The organism is Shewanella sp. 10N.286.48.B5, assembly GCF_002874355.2.
GTDB lineage: Bacteria > Pseudomonadota > Gammaproteobacteria > Enterobacterales > Shewanellaceae > Shewanella.
In genome coordinates this window covers 2,015,770-2,029,856 of record NZ_MCVG02000001.1, presented here as the reverse complement: position 1 = coordinate 2,029,856, position 14,087 = coordinate 2,015,770, and the positions used below count along the sequence as shown (strand labels likewise).

15 protein-coding genes are annotated in these 14,087 nt (G+C 40.4%); 12 read left to right on the top strand and 3 right to left on the bottom strand.

All coding sequences use genetic code 11. From position 1 onward, the window contains the following. The first annotated feature begins 10 nt into the window (after window positions 1-10). The 9 genes from speA (at window position 11) to BCU57_RS08715 (ending at window position 8,151) form a co-directional block, all read left to right on the top strand. Window positions 11-1,924: a biosynthetic arginine decarboxylase gene (gene speA, locus BCU57_RS08755; RefSeq protein ID WP_102438263.1), complete on the top strand. Its 1,914-nt coding sequence runs from the start codon at window positions 11-13 to the stop codon at window positions 1,922-1,924. A gap of 50 nt (window positions 1,925-1,974) precedes the next feature. Beyond that, a complete protein-coding gene (locus tag BCU57_RS08750) occupies window positions 1,975-2,904 on the top strand; it encodes an adenosylmethionine decarboxylase (protein ID WP_102438261.1) in 930 nt (309 codons plus the stop codon). Window positions 2,905-2,934: 30 nt separating this feature from the next. Continuing rightward, window positions 2,935-3,867: an agmatinase gene (speB, locus tag BCU57_RS08745; RefSeq protein ID WP_102438259.1), complete on the top strand. Its 933-nt coding sequence runs from the start codon at window positions 2,935-2,937 to the stop codon at window positions 3,865-3,867. A gap of 206 nt (window positions 3,868-4,073) precedes the next feature. Then, entirely contained in the window at window positions 4,074-4,712 is a 639-nt protein-coding gene (pdxH, locus tag BCU57_RS08740; RefSeq protein WP_102438257.1) for a pyridoxamine 5'-phosphate oxidase, read from the top strand. A gap of 60 nt (window positions 4,713-4,772) precedes the next feature. Continuing rightward, a complete protein-coding gene (locus BCU57_RS08735; RefSeq protein WP_102438255.1) occupies window positions 4,773-5,222 on the top strand; it encodes a YaiI/YqxD family protein in 450 nt (149 codons plus the stop codon). Window positions 5,223-5,353: 131 nt separating this feature from the next. Beyond that, window positions 5,354-5,929, top strand: coding sequence for a YceI family protein (locus tag BCU57_RS08730; protein WP_076537515.1), 576 nt, complete (start codon window positions 5,354-5,356; stop codon window positions 5,927-5,929). Between the two features lie 57 nt (window positions 5,930-5,986). Next, window positions 5,987-6,337 (top strand): DUF3802 family protein, encoded by a 351-nt coding sequence (locus BCU57_RS08725; RefSeq protein ID WP_102438251.1) that lies wholly within the window; start codon window positions 5,987-5,989, stop codon window positions 6,335-6,337. Window positions 6,338-6,391: 54 nt separating this feature from the next. Further along, on the top strand, window positions 6,392-7,270 hold the full coding sequence (locus BCU57_RS08720; protein WP_102438249.1) for a RimK/LysX family protein: 879 nt from the start codon (window positions 6,392-6,394) through the stop codon (window positions 7,268-7,270). A 164-nt stretch (window positions 7,271-7,434) separates the two neighbouring features. Continuing rightward, window positions 7,435-8,151: an RluA family pseudouridine synthase gene (locus BCU57_RS08715; protein ID WP_102438247.1), complete on the top strand. Its 717-nt coding sequence runs from the start codon at window positions 7,435-7,437 to the stop codon at window positions 8,149-8,151. A 78-nt stretch (window positions 8,152-8,229) separates the two neighbouring features. Here the strand turns inward: BCU57_RS08715 and hppD are convergent, their stop codons facing one another. Further along, window positions 8,230-9,270, bottom strand: a complete 1,041-nt coding sequence (gene hppD / locus BCU57_RS08710) for a 4-hydroxyphenylpyruvate dioxygenase (RefSeq protein ID WP_102438245.1) — start codon at window positions 9,268-9,270, stop codon at window positions 8,230-8,232. A gap of 72 nt (window positions 9,271-9,342) precedes the next feature. After that, on the bottom strand, window positions 9,343-10,503 hold the full coding sequence (locus tag BCU57_RS08705; RefSeq protein WP_102438243.1) for a homogentisate 1,2-dioxygenase: 1,161 nt from the start codon (window positions 10,501-10,503) through the stop codon (window positions 9,343-9,345). Window positions 10,504-10,751: 248 nt separating this feature from the next. On the opposite strand from BCU57_RS08705, the gene BCU57_RS08700 reads away from it, so the two are divergent. Both BCU57_RS08700 and BCU57_RS08695 read left to right on the top strand, forming a co-directional pair. After that, on the top strand, window positions 10,752-11,684 hold the full coding sequence (locus tag BCU57_RS08700) for a LysR family transcriptional regulator (RefSeq protein ID WP_102438241.1): 933 nt from the start codon (window positions 10,752-10,754) through the stop codon (window positions 11,682-11,684). Window positions 11,685-11,728: 44 nt separating this feature from the next. Next, window positions 11,729-12,184: an EVE domain-containing protein gene (locus BCU57_RS08695; RefSeq protein ID WP_102438239.1), complete on the top strand. Its 456-nt coding sequence runs from the start codon at window positions 11,729-11,731 to the stop codon at window positions 12,182-12,184. Between the two features lie 97 nt (window positions 12,185-12,281). Here the strand turns inward: BCU57_RS08695 and BCU57_RS08690 are convergent, their stop codons facing one another. Further along, window positions 12,282-12,695: a YccF domain-containing protein gene (locus BCU57_RS08690; protein ID WP_076537536.1), complete on the bottom strand. Its 414-nt coding sequence runs from the start codon at window positions 12,693-12,695 to the stop codon at window positions 12,282-12,284. Between the two features lie 243 nt (window positions 12,696-12,938). Here BCU57_RS08690 and BCU57_RS08685 point away from each other — a divergent pair, with 243 nt between their 5' ends. After that, a complete protein-coding gene (locus tag BCU57_RS08685; protein ID WP_102438237.1) occupies window positions 12,939-13,934 on the top strand; it encodes a 1-aminocyclopropane-1-carboxylate deaminase in 996 nt (331 codons plus the stop codon). The last annotated feature ends 153 nt before the right edge of the window (window positions 13,935-14,087 follow it).

Here is a 14,087-nt window from a genome sequence, read left to right as displayed (position 1 = left end):
AATAAAAAATATGAAAGATTGGTCTATCGAAAATGCACGTGCAAGCTATAACGTGACTCATTGGAGCCAGCAGTATTTTGGTATTGCAGATGATGGCGAAGTGACTGTTACTCCAGATCCATCCAAACAAAACTGTACCATTGGCTTAAATGAACTCGCCAAAGATATGGTTAAAGCTGGGGTGTCGTTACCTGTATTAGTGCGTTTTCCGCAAATTTTGCATCGCCGAGTTGAAAACTTATGTGATGCGTTTAATGCCGCTATACAAAAATACGAGTATCAGAATGACTATTTATTAGTTTATCCGATCAAAGTGAATCAACAGCAAACCGTAGTTGAAGAAATTCTTGCCAGTCAAAAGTCTAAAGAAGTGCCACAACTTGGCCTTGAAGCAGGTAGTAAACCTGAATTAATGGCGGTACTGGCGATGGCGCAAAAAGCCAGCTCAGTTATTGTTTGTAACGGCTATAAAGATAAAGAGTATGTTCGCTTAGCCTTAATTGGTGAAAAGCTAGGTCATAAAGTTTATATCGTCATTGAGAAGTATTCAGAGCTTAAGCTAATTCTCGAAGAGTCAGCAAAACTTGGGGTGACACCACGTTTAGGTTTACGTACCCGTTTAGCTTTCCAAGGTAAAGGCAAGTGGCAAGCCAGTGGCGGCGAAAAATCCAAATTTGGTTTATCTGCAGCTCAAGTACTAAAAGTGCTCAATGAGTTAAAGCGCGTCGATAAGATGGAATCATTGCAACTTATCCATTTCCACTTAGGTTCGCAAATTGCCAATATTCGCGATATTCGCCAAGGTGTGAGTGAAGCCGCACGTTTTTATTGTGAATTACGTGAAATGGGCGCCTTGATTGATACTTTCGATGTCGGTGGTGGTTTAGCCGTAGATTATGATGGTACCCGAAGCCAAAGTAATAACTCGATGAATTACGGCTTAGCTGAGTACGCTAACAATATCGTTAATGTGTTAACCGATATTTGTAATGAGTACGACCAACCTATGCCACGAATTATTTCAGAATCAGGTCGCCATTTAACCGCGCATCATGCCGTGTTAATTACTGATGTGATTGGCACCGAGTCATACTATCCTGAAGAGATCCATCCGCCTGAAGAGAGTGCGCCGCAATTACTGCACAACATGTGGATGTCATGGACGGATATGAGTGAGCGCCCAGATAGCCGCGCCATTATCGAAATTTATCATGATACGCAAAGTGATATTGCTGAAGCGCATTCATTATTCTCAATGGGTCAATTGACCTTAATGCAGCGCGCTTGGGCTGAGCAAACCAATTTACGTGTTTGTCATGCACTTAAAAGCTTATTAAGTAATAATAACCGTTTCCATCGCCCTATTATTGATGAGTTGAATGAAAAATTAGCAGATAAGTTCTTTGTTAACTTTTCATTATTTCAATCAATTCCAGATGCTTGGGGGATTGATCAGGTGTTCCCAATATTGCCGTTAAGCGGTTTAGATAAGCCACCTGAAAGACGCGCGGTCATGCTTGATATTACCTGTGATTCAGACGGTATTGTTGATCAATATGTTGATGGCCAAGGCATTGAAACGACGTTACCTGTGCCTGCATGGTCAGCTGAAAGTCCATATTTGATTGGCTTTTTCATGGTCGGTGCTTATCAAGAAATTTTAGGTGATATGCATAACTTATTTGGTGATACCAATTCTGCGGTTGTGCGTGTAGAAGACAATGGCTTACCTAATATTGAGTCTGTGTTGGCTGGCGATACCGTTGCTGATGTGCTGCGTTATGTCAATCTTGATGCAGTTGCATTTATGCGTACCTATGAAGAGCTTGTGAATCAGCATATTGCTGAAGATGAAAGAGCATCAATTTTGGAAGAGTTACAGTTAGGTCTAAAAGGTTATACCTATTTAGAAGATTTCTCGTAAAAGTGTTTTTGCGGCGCGGATAATGCGCGCCGCTGTTTTAGGTTTAATTTATGTTTTTTGAAGGTTCAGAAAAGAAAATTGAAGTCATCATTGCTGACTCCAATGTTAGATTACGGCATTTGGGCCAGCCTTTTTGGGCTGGTATCGTTGCTTGTGCCAATGCTGAAATTTTATCTTCAGTGAGTAATGATTATTGCGACGCCTACTTGCTTAGCGAGTCGAGCTTATTTGTTTGGGATGATCGCTTTGTGATGCTAACGTGCGGCACGACAACCCTTGCTGATGCGGTTATGTCATTTATCGACCACGTTGGGGAGCAAGCAATTGCTTTTGCCAGTTACCAGCGTAAAAACGAGTATTTGTCGCATTTACAATCAAGTTCATTTAAAGAAGATTTGACTAAAATTCGTCAAACAGTAACCGGAAATGCCTATCGCATTGGTCACTTAGACTCGCATCATCATTATTTGTTCAGTACTAAAAAGCCATTTATTGCGCCAACAACTGACGTCACTAATGAACTATTGATGTATCACATTAATGGCGCTGCAGCGAATTATTTACGTGGCGTAGATCAGTCTGCACAGGGTATTCGTGACTTGCTTGAATTGTCGGTGCTATTTCCTGATTTTATTATTGATGACTTTTTATTTGAGCCTTTTGGTTATTCCATCAATGGCATCAAAGATGAGTCCTATTTCACCATTCATATCACCCCGCAAGAAAAAAGCTCCTATGTGAGCTTTGAAACGAACCTCAATCTTGCAGATTATCCTGTTGATGTTTATGGCAAGTTATTGGGCATTCTCAACCCTGGTAGCTGGGATGTGATTGGCTTTAACTCCCCGAGAAATACTCAGGGGTTCCCTGAACATCTATGTTTAGGAAGTTGCTCATTAGCTACTGAGCAAGGCTATACCATTGATTTCAGTCATTATCAGCAGCTTTGTCATGAAGTGTTGATCCCAGAATATTTGTAGTTATTGGCTTAAGCCATTACGGAGATTTTTATGAGCACTTTTGCTGAAAAAGCAGATTACTCTTTGTATTCAAATGCATTTGGCTACTTACGTCAGCCATTAGATTTTAAACCCACTGAAACCGATGCCGATGTGGTGGTTATTGGTTTGCCTTTCGATATGGCCACCACGGGTCGCTCTGGTGGCCGCATGGGCCCTGAAGCCATTCGCCGTGCATCAGTCAACCTTGCGTGGGAAGAAACTCGTTGGCCATGGGATTTCAGCTTAAGCGAAACCATCAATATTGTTGATGCTGGCGACTTAGTGTTTGATTGTGGCGATCAAGAAGATTTCACCAGCCGTTTAGAAGCGTTTGCCACCCGTATTCTTAATGCAGATAAAGCACTACTCAGTTTTGGTGGCGATCACTTTGTGACTTTACCACTGCTGCGTGCTCATCATAAAAAGTACGGCAAAATGGCTTTGCTGCATTTTGATGCACATACCGATACATATAGCCAAGGCAGTAAATACGACCATGGCACTATGTTTTATCATGCGCCTAATGAAGGTTTAATTGCGCCTGAAAATTCAATTCAGATTGGTATTCGTACTGAATTTAATGCCGCCGATCATCTATTTAAAGTGATTGATGCTGCACAGGCCAATGATTTAACTGCTGAACAAATTGTCGAACAAATTAAAGCGAGAGTGGGCGATATGCCGCTTTATGTGACCTTTGATATTGATTGTTTAGATCCTGCTTACGCGCCAGGTACTGGTACGCCAGTTTGTGGTGGCTTAACCAGTGATAAAGCGATGAAGATCATCCGCGGCTTACGTGGCATGAACATAGTTGGTATGGACGTAGTTGAAGTAGCACCAGCCTATGATTCTGCTGATATTACCGCTTTAGCAGGGGCAACCTTAGGGCTGGAAATGCTCCACGTTTGGGCTGCAGGCAAAGGTTTAGTAAAAAAATAGTCGCAAATTAGTCTTAAATTAACGACTAAACACTTAAAATGCTCCTTTATAAAACCAACGTTCATCGTTGGTTTTTTTTATCGGAAATGAATTGTTTTTCAATGCTGATAATATTTGTCAATATTGTCATGATCATATATCAGTGTTCGTGAGTATAATGGCAACATATACAAAGACAGTTGCATCTAACGAGGTTTAGCAAAGATATGAATGATTTAACAGATATCCGCCGTGAATATACTCAAGGTGGTTTAAGGCGCAATGATCTCCCTGCTAATCCAATGACGTTATTTGAAACTTGGATTGAGCAAGCCAAAGACGCGCAATTAACCGATCCAACCGCTATGTGCGTAGCCACTGTTGATGAGCATGGGCAACCTTTTCAACGAATCGTGCTATTAAAAAAGTTTGATGATGATGGCTTTGTTTTCTTCACCAATCTAGAAAGCCGTAAAGCCACTCAATTGGCTCACAATGCCAAAATCAGTTTGTTGTTCCCATGGCATCCATTAGAGCGCCAAGTCGCCGTCACTGGCGTGGCAGAGCCGTTATCCATGCTTGAAGTGACTAAGTACTTTATGAGCCGCCCTAAAGACAGTCAAATAGCTGCATGGGTGTCAAAACAGTCCAGTAAAATTAGCGCAAGACAAGCCCTTGAAGGTAAATTTAATGAGATGAAGAATAAATTTGCCAAAGGTGAAGTGCCGTTGCCAAAGTTTTGGGGCGGTTACCGCGTAAAAGCTGACAGTATTGAGTTTTGGCAAGGTGGCGAGCGCCGCTTGCATGACCGTTTTATTTATCAAAAACAAGATAGCGATTGGCTTATCGATAGACTTGCGCCTTGATAAACGGCTTAAATTGCGTGCAAGTTTGATGTGTACTGATAAAAATTGACGAGAAAATGAATGAGTAAAACAATTTGGGTTGATGCCGACGCCTGTCCTAATCCGGTTAAAGAAATGCTATTTCGCGCCGCCGACCGCAAAAAAGTGCCATTGATATTAGTGGCCAATCAACTGATCCGCGTGCCAGCATCGGCTAATATTTCTGTGGTCAGAGTCAGCTCAGGTTTTGATGAAGCTGATAATTACATTGTTAAGCAATTAAATAGTGGTGATTTAGTTATTACCGGTGATATTCCGTTAGCGGCAGATGCCATTGAAAAAGGCGCCGTGGTGTTTAATCCCCGCGGTGATATCTATACCGTTGATAACATAAAACAACGTTTGACCATGAGAGATTTTATGGAAGAGCTAAGAAGCAGCGGCGTGCATACTGCAGGGCCCAATAGTTTTTCACAAGCCGATAAACACGCTTTTGGGCAAGCATTAGATAAATGGTTGAGTCGCTTGTAAAAATTTCTTGAGTCGTTGTATAGAGCAAGGTTTCACCCTTACCGGAATCATGGTGATAATAATAGCGTTCCAGCCAGTTAAGAAAATTTAATCTATAATTTAACTGTTTTTATTCACAAAAAGGATTAATGATGAAAAAATGGATCGCAGTATTACCATTAGTATTACTCAGCACCTCAGTGTTGGCCGCAGATTGGCAAGTGAAACAAGCGCATTCAAAAGTGAGCTTCATTTCAATTAAACAAGCCGATGTTGCTGAAGTACATGATTTTAAACAAGTCAGTGGTAATTTGACCTCAGCAGGGGCCTTTAACTTAACGATTGATTTGGTCAGTGTTGATACCGGTATTGAAATACGTGATGAACGCATGCAGGCCATGTTATTTGAAGTGGCTAAATATCCGCAACTACAGTTAAGTTCGATGGTTAATCCACAACTCGTGGCTGATTTGAGTGTTGGCTCAACGTTAGTGACCCAAATTGATGGCACAATTGAGTTACATGGTAAAACCAAGAAACAATCATTTGATGTGTTGATCGCTAAATTATCAGACACAAAAATGGTAGTGACCAGTATGTCTCCTGTCATTGTGCAAGCGGCAGATTTTGGTTTAACTGACGGGGTGAATAAGTTGCGCGAAATCGCTGGCCTTGGCAGTATAAGCTTAGCGGTACCCGTGTCGTTTGTATTAACGTTATCGCAATAAAACGAATTGTGGCTTTTGTGTGAATCACATACAAAAGCCACCTCATTAAGGTAAGTAATGGTCACAGATAAAGACGGTTATATTCATCTAATTCAATATTTAACTGAACATTTAGGCCTATTTGAAAAGTCTGAAGCCAGCAGCATTAACAATCAAACGGTTTTAGAATTATTTGAAGATCAGTTATCAGCCCAAATCATCATGGTATGTGGTCAAAACCCCAAGCTTTCATTTGAACAAAGAAATGACATCATTCGAGAAATTGATGCCATTGTTTATGATCTTGAAGAAATTCTCGCCAGTGTCGCTAAGCATAATGCTACGGCGGAGCAGAGTATTTTTATCACTGAGTTCTCAGGGCTTATTAAGAACTTATTCGATAAAGAAATCGAGCAACTTCTCAGATAAACCTATTTTTAACGTCATTATTTTAATTATTTATATTCATTATTAGGAACCTGCATGTTTAAATCTCTTGTTGGTGCAATGCTATTCATTTGTATGTCTTTTTCATCAGTGGCGGCTGAAAAACAAGTGTTGGGGCAAACTGAAATGATGTCAGTGAGCCAAGGCGGCATTGTATTTGAGGCTCGTATGGATACTGGAGCGGTAAACTCTTCATTGCATGCACTTAATATAAAGGTGTTAGGCGGCAGTGCAAAGAAAATGAAGGATAATGTGGGTAAAACCGTTTCGTTTACCACAGAAAACGAAAAGGGTCAGCAGCAGCAAGTTAGTGCCAAAATTGTTGGTACTTCGACCGTCAGTAACTCCCAAGGCACTGAAACCCGCTACGCGGTTAAGTTACCTATAACATTCGGTGACAGCACCCGTACGGTAAAGGTTAATCTTCGTAATCGTGCCTCCATGGATTATAAATTACTCATAGGTCGCAATTGGTTAAAAGGTAAATATGTGGTTGATGTTTCAGAGCAAAAACTAATTGGCCCTACTGCAGACATTAGCATTGTAGAGTCAGGGTTAATATTTGATACCCGCATTGATACCGGCGCCGTTGAGAATTCATTACACGCTACTAACCTGCATATTATTGGTGAAGACAAAAGCAACATGGAGAACAATGTCGGTAAAGATGTCACTTTTACCACCATGAACGAGAAGGGTGAAAAAGCACAGGTCACAGCTCGAATTCATAGCACTTCCTTAATCCGTAATGCACAAGGCAGTGAAATCCGTTATATGGTGACCTTGACGCTAGGTGAACCTGGCCAAGAGTTCAAAGTTGATGTTAATTTACGTGATCGCAGTAAAATGACCTATAAATTGCTTATTGGACGTAATTGGCTGCAAGGCCACTATATTGTCGATGTGGACATGTAAGCCTGTTTACAGATTCAATACCGTTCAGTTGAGCGGTTTTTTTTTGTCGATATTATTTAAACGATTAGCGTTAAGTTGTTATTTTTACATCAGCATTTAGTGTAACGCTTGTATCTATCATAAACTTCAAACTTAACCCTTGCCCCCCCAAAAAAAAGGCCAGCATGTCTGAATTTATTGCACCGCCGTGTTCAGAACACATCACTATTTTGTATCAAGATGAGCATTTATTACTGATAAATAAGCCTAGCGGTTTACTGAGTTTATCGGGTAAGAACCCGCTTAATAAAGACTCTGTTCATTACCGTTTAGTGCAGGACTTTCCCACTGCGACATTAGTCCATCGACTCGATTTTGGTACCTCAGGGATCATGCTGGTGGCGTTAAATAAAACCATTAATGGCTTACTGACCAAACAATTTCAAAATAAAACTGTGAGTAAAACCTACAGTGCGATTTTGTTCGGCCATGTTTTTGGGCTGCAGCAACATGATAAAGAAATTGGCTATATTGATGCGCCAATTGCTAAAGATGTTGATAATTTTCCGTTTATGAAGATTTGCCATGAAAAGGGCAAACCATCACAGAGTCAATTTGAAGTGATAGAGCGGTTAGAGATAGAGTCAGTTCATTTACAAGAAGCGATACCAATAACTAAAGTGAAATTTGTGCCTATTACCGGTAGAACACATCAGTTACGGCTGCACAGTCACTATGTTAAGCATCCTATTTTGGGCTGTGATTTATATAAAAATGCCACTTCAGAGGCGCTTGCAGAAGAAGTCTTTGGCCCACGACTATTATTACATGCCCAAAGGCTGCGTTTTCAGCACCCAGTAACTCATGAAATGATTGATATGGTGTGTGAAGCACCGTTTTAGCATTCCAGTAAAATTCAGATATGAAAAAGCCAGCAGTTAAGCTGGCTTTGTTTACAAATTAAAACTGCTGAACAGGCTTTAAAGCACACCGCGTTTCATTTGATCACGCTCAATTGATTCAAATAGCGCTTTAAAGTTACCTTCACCAAAGCCTAGGTTGTTCTTACGCTGAATAATTTCAATGAAGATTGGCCCAAACAGGTTTTTAGTGAAAATTTGTAATAGGTAACCATCGTCATCACCATCAACTAAAATTTGGTGATGCTTGATGCGATCTCTATCTTCAGTGACTTGTGGTAGCTTGTCAAAAATAGTGTCGTAATACTCAGGAATAATATCCAGCGTTTTAATTGCGGTACCTTCCATTGCATCTAAAGAGCCAACAATATCACGGCTTCTAAAGGCTAAATGCTGAACCCCTGGGCCATTATATTCACCTAAATATTCATCAATTTGGTTCTTGTCATTGCCTTTACCTTCATTAATCGGAATACAGAAGCTGCCATCAGGTGAACGCAGGGCGTAAGATACAAGCGCAGTTTGTGAACCACTAATATCAAAATAACGCACTTCAGTGAAACCAAAAATATCTTTATAAAAGTTGGCCCATTTTTCCATGGTGCCTTTATAAACATTGTTGGTCAGGTGATCGACTTCCATAAAGCCTTTTTCTTCTACAATAATAGGTTCAGCTAAATCTTCAAAATCATTAGCATAAATATTATTGTCAGTGCCAAATACATCGATGAAGTAAATTAAGCTATCACCAATACCGTAAATAGCAGGGTAAGGCATATCTTTAGCCGTATCATCAGCCGGTTTTGCGCCGCGCGCTACAGCTTCAGTGTAAGCAAATTGTGCATCTTCAACACGCCAGCCCATAGAACAAATAGCGGGGCCATGAGACTTAGCAAATTCAGCTGAGAAGCCTTGCTTAGATTTGTTCAATAAGAAGTTGATATCGTTTTGTTGGTAGTAAACGATATCGCTATGTTTAGCTTGTTTAAGCATTGAAAAACCAAAGTCGACAAACACTTGATGCATAAAATCAGTATCAGGACTGGCAAATTCAGTAAATTCAATACCTAGTAGTCCAAGTGGGTTTGTTTCGCTAGCCATGGTGTTTTCCTTAATAATTATCTTTATTTTTCATCACTCTGTGGTGATGTGTAATAGGGATGCTGTTGGTGATTAATCTTCAATCCAAGAGCGGTTGTAATCATCACTCATGCAGTTTTTGACATGGGTGGTTAAATTAAGTGGCGCAAAGGTATCAACCATTACGGCATATTCGTAAGTTTCGGTTTTGCCGATAGAGGCTTCGGTGCGCCCAGGTTGTGGCCCATGTGGCACGCCTTTTTGATGCAAGGTCATGTAACCTGCTTCAATACCTGTGCGGCTCATAAAGTCACCGTCAACGTAATACAGCACTTCGTCGCTATCGATGTTGTTGTGGTAATAAGGCGCTGGAATTGATTCTGGGTGGAAGTCATAGGGACGCGGTACAAAGTTACATATCACAAAATTGTTAGCCGTAAACACGATATGGTCAGAAGGCGGTAAATGAATTTTTCCTACTTTAGGTGCATATTCGGTGATATTAAATGCCCAAGGATAGACGCAGCCATCCCAGCCCACTAAATCAAATGGATGCCACTCTAAGGTGGTGAGTTGATACTTATCGCCAAACTTGCTGACTAAAGGAAACTCACCTTTTTCAACGGTAGCATCAGTAAGTTCAGGGGTGCGAATATCACGTTCACAATATGGCGCTGACTCCAGCATTTGCCCATAGTCATTTCTAAAATGTTTGGGTACTTCAACCATTGAGTTTGATTCAATAACGAATAAGCGTACATTACTGTAATCATTAAACTTGAGCTGGTAAGTCGTGCCTCTCGGAATGATTAAGTAATCCCATTGCTTAACTCGAAGTTGACCATATTCACTTAACAGCGTTCCTTCACCTTGGTGGACAAAGACCACTTCATCAGCATAGGCATTACGGTAAAACTCAGCCGTATCTTCAGTGACTTTGGCTGTGTACATGGCCACATCACTGTTATAAAAAATCTTGTTACGGGCACTGAAAAAGTTGCCGCTGCAATCAGCTTGGCGCGAATCGAGTTTGTAGTTTTGGATTAACGAGTCTTGCCACTCGTCGCCGTGCTCAAGAGCATAGGGAGCCACCGCTAATGCCTTAGTCGGCATATTATGGTGATATTTATTGGAGTAAATATTGGCAAAGCCGTGAGTAGAAAACAGTTCTTCACGGTAAAGCTCGCCAGAGTCTTTTTTAAAAGCGATATGGCGTTTAGAAGGTATTTGTCCTTGTTGAACATAAACCGGCATCGTAACTCCTCAACTCTTATTCGTTTGGTTGTCGTTATTGAGCTTCATTAATCTGCTTTGTTAATGTTTTTCTAGCGCAGCGTTAATAAACTATTTGTGATCTAGTTAACAATTTAGTTGCTAGGATGGACAAAAAAAAGAATAATAAACCACTTAACTCAATCTAATTTTTAGATGGTTAATAAAAGTTTACATAAGTGTCACGACTGCAGAACACTTAAAGGCAGAATAGGGACATGGAGGCTTAAATGAAAATCGATGTAGAAGCATTTAATGTGCTACAAGTACTTGTTGAAGAAGGAAGTTTTTCTAAAGCCTCTGAGCGGCTACACAAAGCGCAATCAGCAGTAAGTTATCAAGTAAAAAAACTCGAGCAACACCTAGGGGTGACTTTATTTAATCGGTCTCAATATCGGGCTGAATTAACCCCAGAAGGCAAAGTGATTTTGGCTGAAGGCCAACGGTTACTGCAACATTTAGCCAATATTGAACATTTAGCCAGTCGTTTTAGCGAAGGTTGGGAGCCAAAGCTTGAATTGGTGATTGACGGCGCGCTGCCAATGGAGCCTATCATGACAGCGTTAAAGCGCATGTCTGAGCATAATATTCCTACCAAGATACAACTTAACATGGAATTTTTAGGCGGCGTTCAACATCGTTTTGAGCGAGATAAAGCCGATTTAATGCTGGTTAAGGATTACCTTGCAGGGCCTTATTTTTCTGCCCAACAACTGCCACCAGTGACCAGTTTATTGGTTTGCTCATCGCAGCATCCTCTTGCTGAGTTATCCGGTGTTACCCTGACTGATCTGCAGCAACATGTAGAATTAACCATTGAAGACTCATCGCCGCAAAAACTACACCGAGACGAGTTACAGTTTGGCGGCGACAAAGTGTTTTACTTATCAGGCTTTATTATGAAGAAAAATGCCTTACTAAAAGGGCTAGGTTTTGGCTGGATGCCGGAGTTTCTTATTAATGATGAGCTTACGGGCAAGAATTTAGCCATAGTAGATTTTGTTGGTGGCCATAGATTTAGATTTACCCCGCAGTTAGTATCTACCCTAGAAAGGCCACTTGGGCGGGCGGGTCGATTATTTACTGAGTTAATTTCAGAAGAATTTGCAACTTTTAATCAATCAACTAATGATCAAAAAATTAGTCATTCGGCCATTGGTTAGTTATGGATTGCATAAGTATTATCGTTTTACTGTTAAGGATTTAAATGAAGTATTGGTTAATGAAATCGGAACCTGATGAGTTCAGCATTGACGATTTAGCAGCATGTTTACCACAGTCAGAACCCTGGCAAGGGATACGTAATTATCAGGCGCGAAACTTTTTACGGGATGAGGTAAAAACAGGGGATTTAGTGCTGTTTTACCATTCCAGCTGTAAAGTTCCCGCTGTTGTGGGGATTGCTGAAGTGACGTCAGATGCTTATAACGATTTAAGTGCTTTTGATAGTCAAAGTGCTTATTTTGACCCTAAGTCAGATAAACAAAAACCGAGATGGGTTGCAGTAGATATTCGTTTTAATCAAAAGTTAACCCGCATTATTACCTTGGCGCAGTTAAAAGCAGATCCAAAACTTGCTGACATGGTATTAGTAAGTAAAGGCGCTAGGTTGAGTGTTCAACCAGTGACAGAAGAAGAGTTCAACTATATCGTTGCCTTATAAATGCTTTATAAATGCCTTAAACATAAAAAAGGAGTGCTAATAAATTAGCGCTCCTTTTTTAACATTCAATAGTAACAGCAATTAAAATTGGTTTAGATTAATAGCTTTCTTTTGCCACTATGGTTTGTCCAATCGGCGTGAGGCTCAATAAAGCCAGCTTCACATGTTGTATAGCAAACGGAATACCAATGATAGTGATAAAACAAGCTAGAGCATGGGTGAGGTGACCGATGGCCAACCAAATACCGAAAAATAAAAACCAGATTACATTACCTATCATCCCTAATGGACCGGTACCAAAGTCTTCTGTGCCTGATAGGTGTTTACGATTTACATTTTCTTGGCCGAATGGCCAAAATGCCATTTCACCAATGACGAAACAGGCTCGGCCAAAGGGGATACCGATAATACTAATAAAACATAAGAGCCCAGCTAGCCACCAAGCTAAGCCCATTATAAAGCCGCCCATGATGAACCAAGCGATATTAAAAACTAATCTTAATACTGACATCTAAAATCCCTTACTTGTTGTAATAACTTACTATTTTTAATCGTGCTTTGTACAGTTTGTTAGTCGAACTATGCACTATTGAAGCGAAATCTGTGCCACATTATTTATATTTTTTATCTTGCTGAATTTAAACGATAATTTTATAAGGTATATTGTCTCTTAAACTCTCAGCATAAATAGGTTAGTTAAAAACAACATTTTTTAGTTAAAATAATAACTCTACTCATTGATGTTGAGATAAACATGTTTGCCACCACACCAGTACAAACCATTCGATTTGCAGAGCAGGCGATATTTGTAAAACGCGATGATTTACTCCACCCGGATTTCAGTGGTAACAAAGCGCGAAAATTTCAATATTTTCTCGAGCAAGATTTCCCTCTAGTAAAAAAACTGGTTGGCTATGGCTCAGCGCAAGCAAATTCGCTGCACTCTTTAGCTGCCTTAGCCAAAATGCGCGGCTGGCAACTTGATTATTATGTTGACCATATAGCTGGCTATCTTAAGCAAAACCCCCAAGGAAACTATAAAGCGGCCTTAGACAACGGCGCCAACATCATTGAAAAGCCAGCGGGTATTGAGCTGAACCTAGAGACTTATGTACAACAAGATACTCAAGCGCCGTTTGAATCGAACAAACAGCTTGTCGTTAAGAGTACGGTGTTTGTTCCCGAAGGCGGGCGTTGTGAATATGCTCAGCTAGGGCTTGATCAACTAGGGCGAGAGATTATTGAATGGCTTAAACAAAATAATATGAAAAAGTTAGAGCTATTTCTTCCTTCAGGTACAGGTACCACGGCACTTTACTTACAACGTTTTTTTGTCGAATTCAGTAAAACAGCCAGCAGCTCAGACCTCTCGCTGCCCAGTGTAACGGTATTAACCTGCAGCTGTGTTGGCGGTGATGAATATCTCACTAAGCAGTTTTATCAATTAACCGATAATACTGACTATCATCCAAGGATCATCTCTAATGGTAAAAAGTATCATTTTGGTAAGTTGAACCGTCAGTGTTATGACATGTGGCAACACGTCAATAAGCAAGGTATTGAATTTGAATTGTTGTATGACCCAGTTGGTTTCATCATGCTGGAGCATTATCTAAATACTGCAAACCTAAGCGGCGATGACTTAAACAAAGGTGCTGCTGTTCCTGTGATGTATTTACATCAAGGGGGCTTGCTGGGTAATCCAAGCATGTTAGCGCGCTACAAAAGGAAATATCAACAGCAAGGATGATAGCGGGTTTATATCTAGGCTAGATAAGCATTCATTAGAGACAATATTGAAAATTGATTTGAATTATGACGTTGGAGAGTTGCTTAGAGAAGGATTTGAAAAGTGCTCTTGGGTGAGGGTAACTTCATGTTGCTCAGTTCTAATAAACGTCCG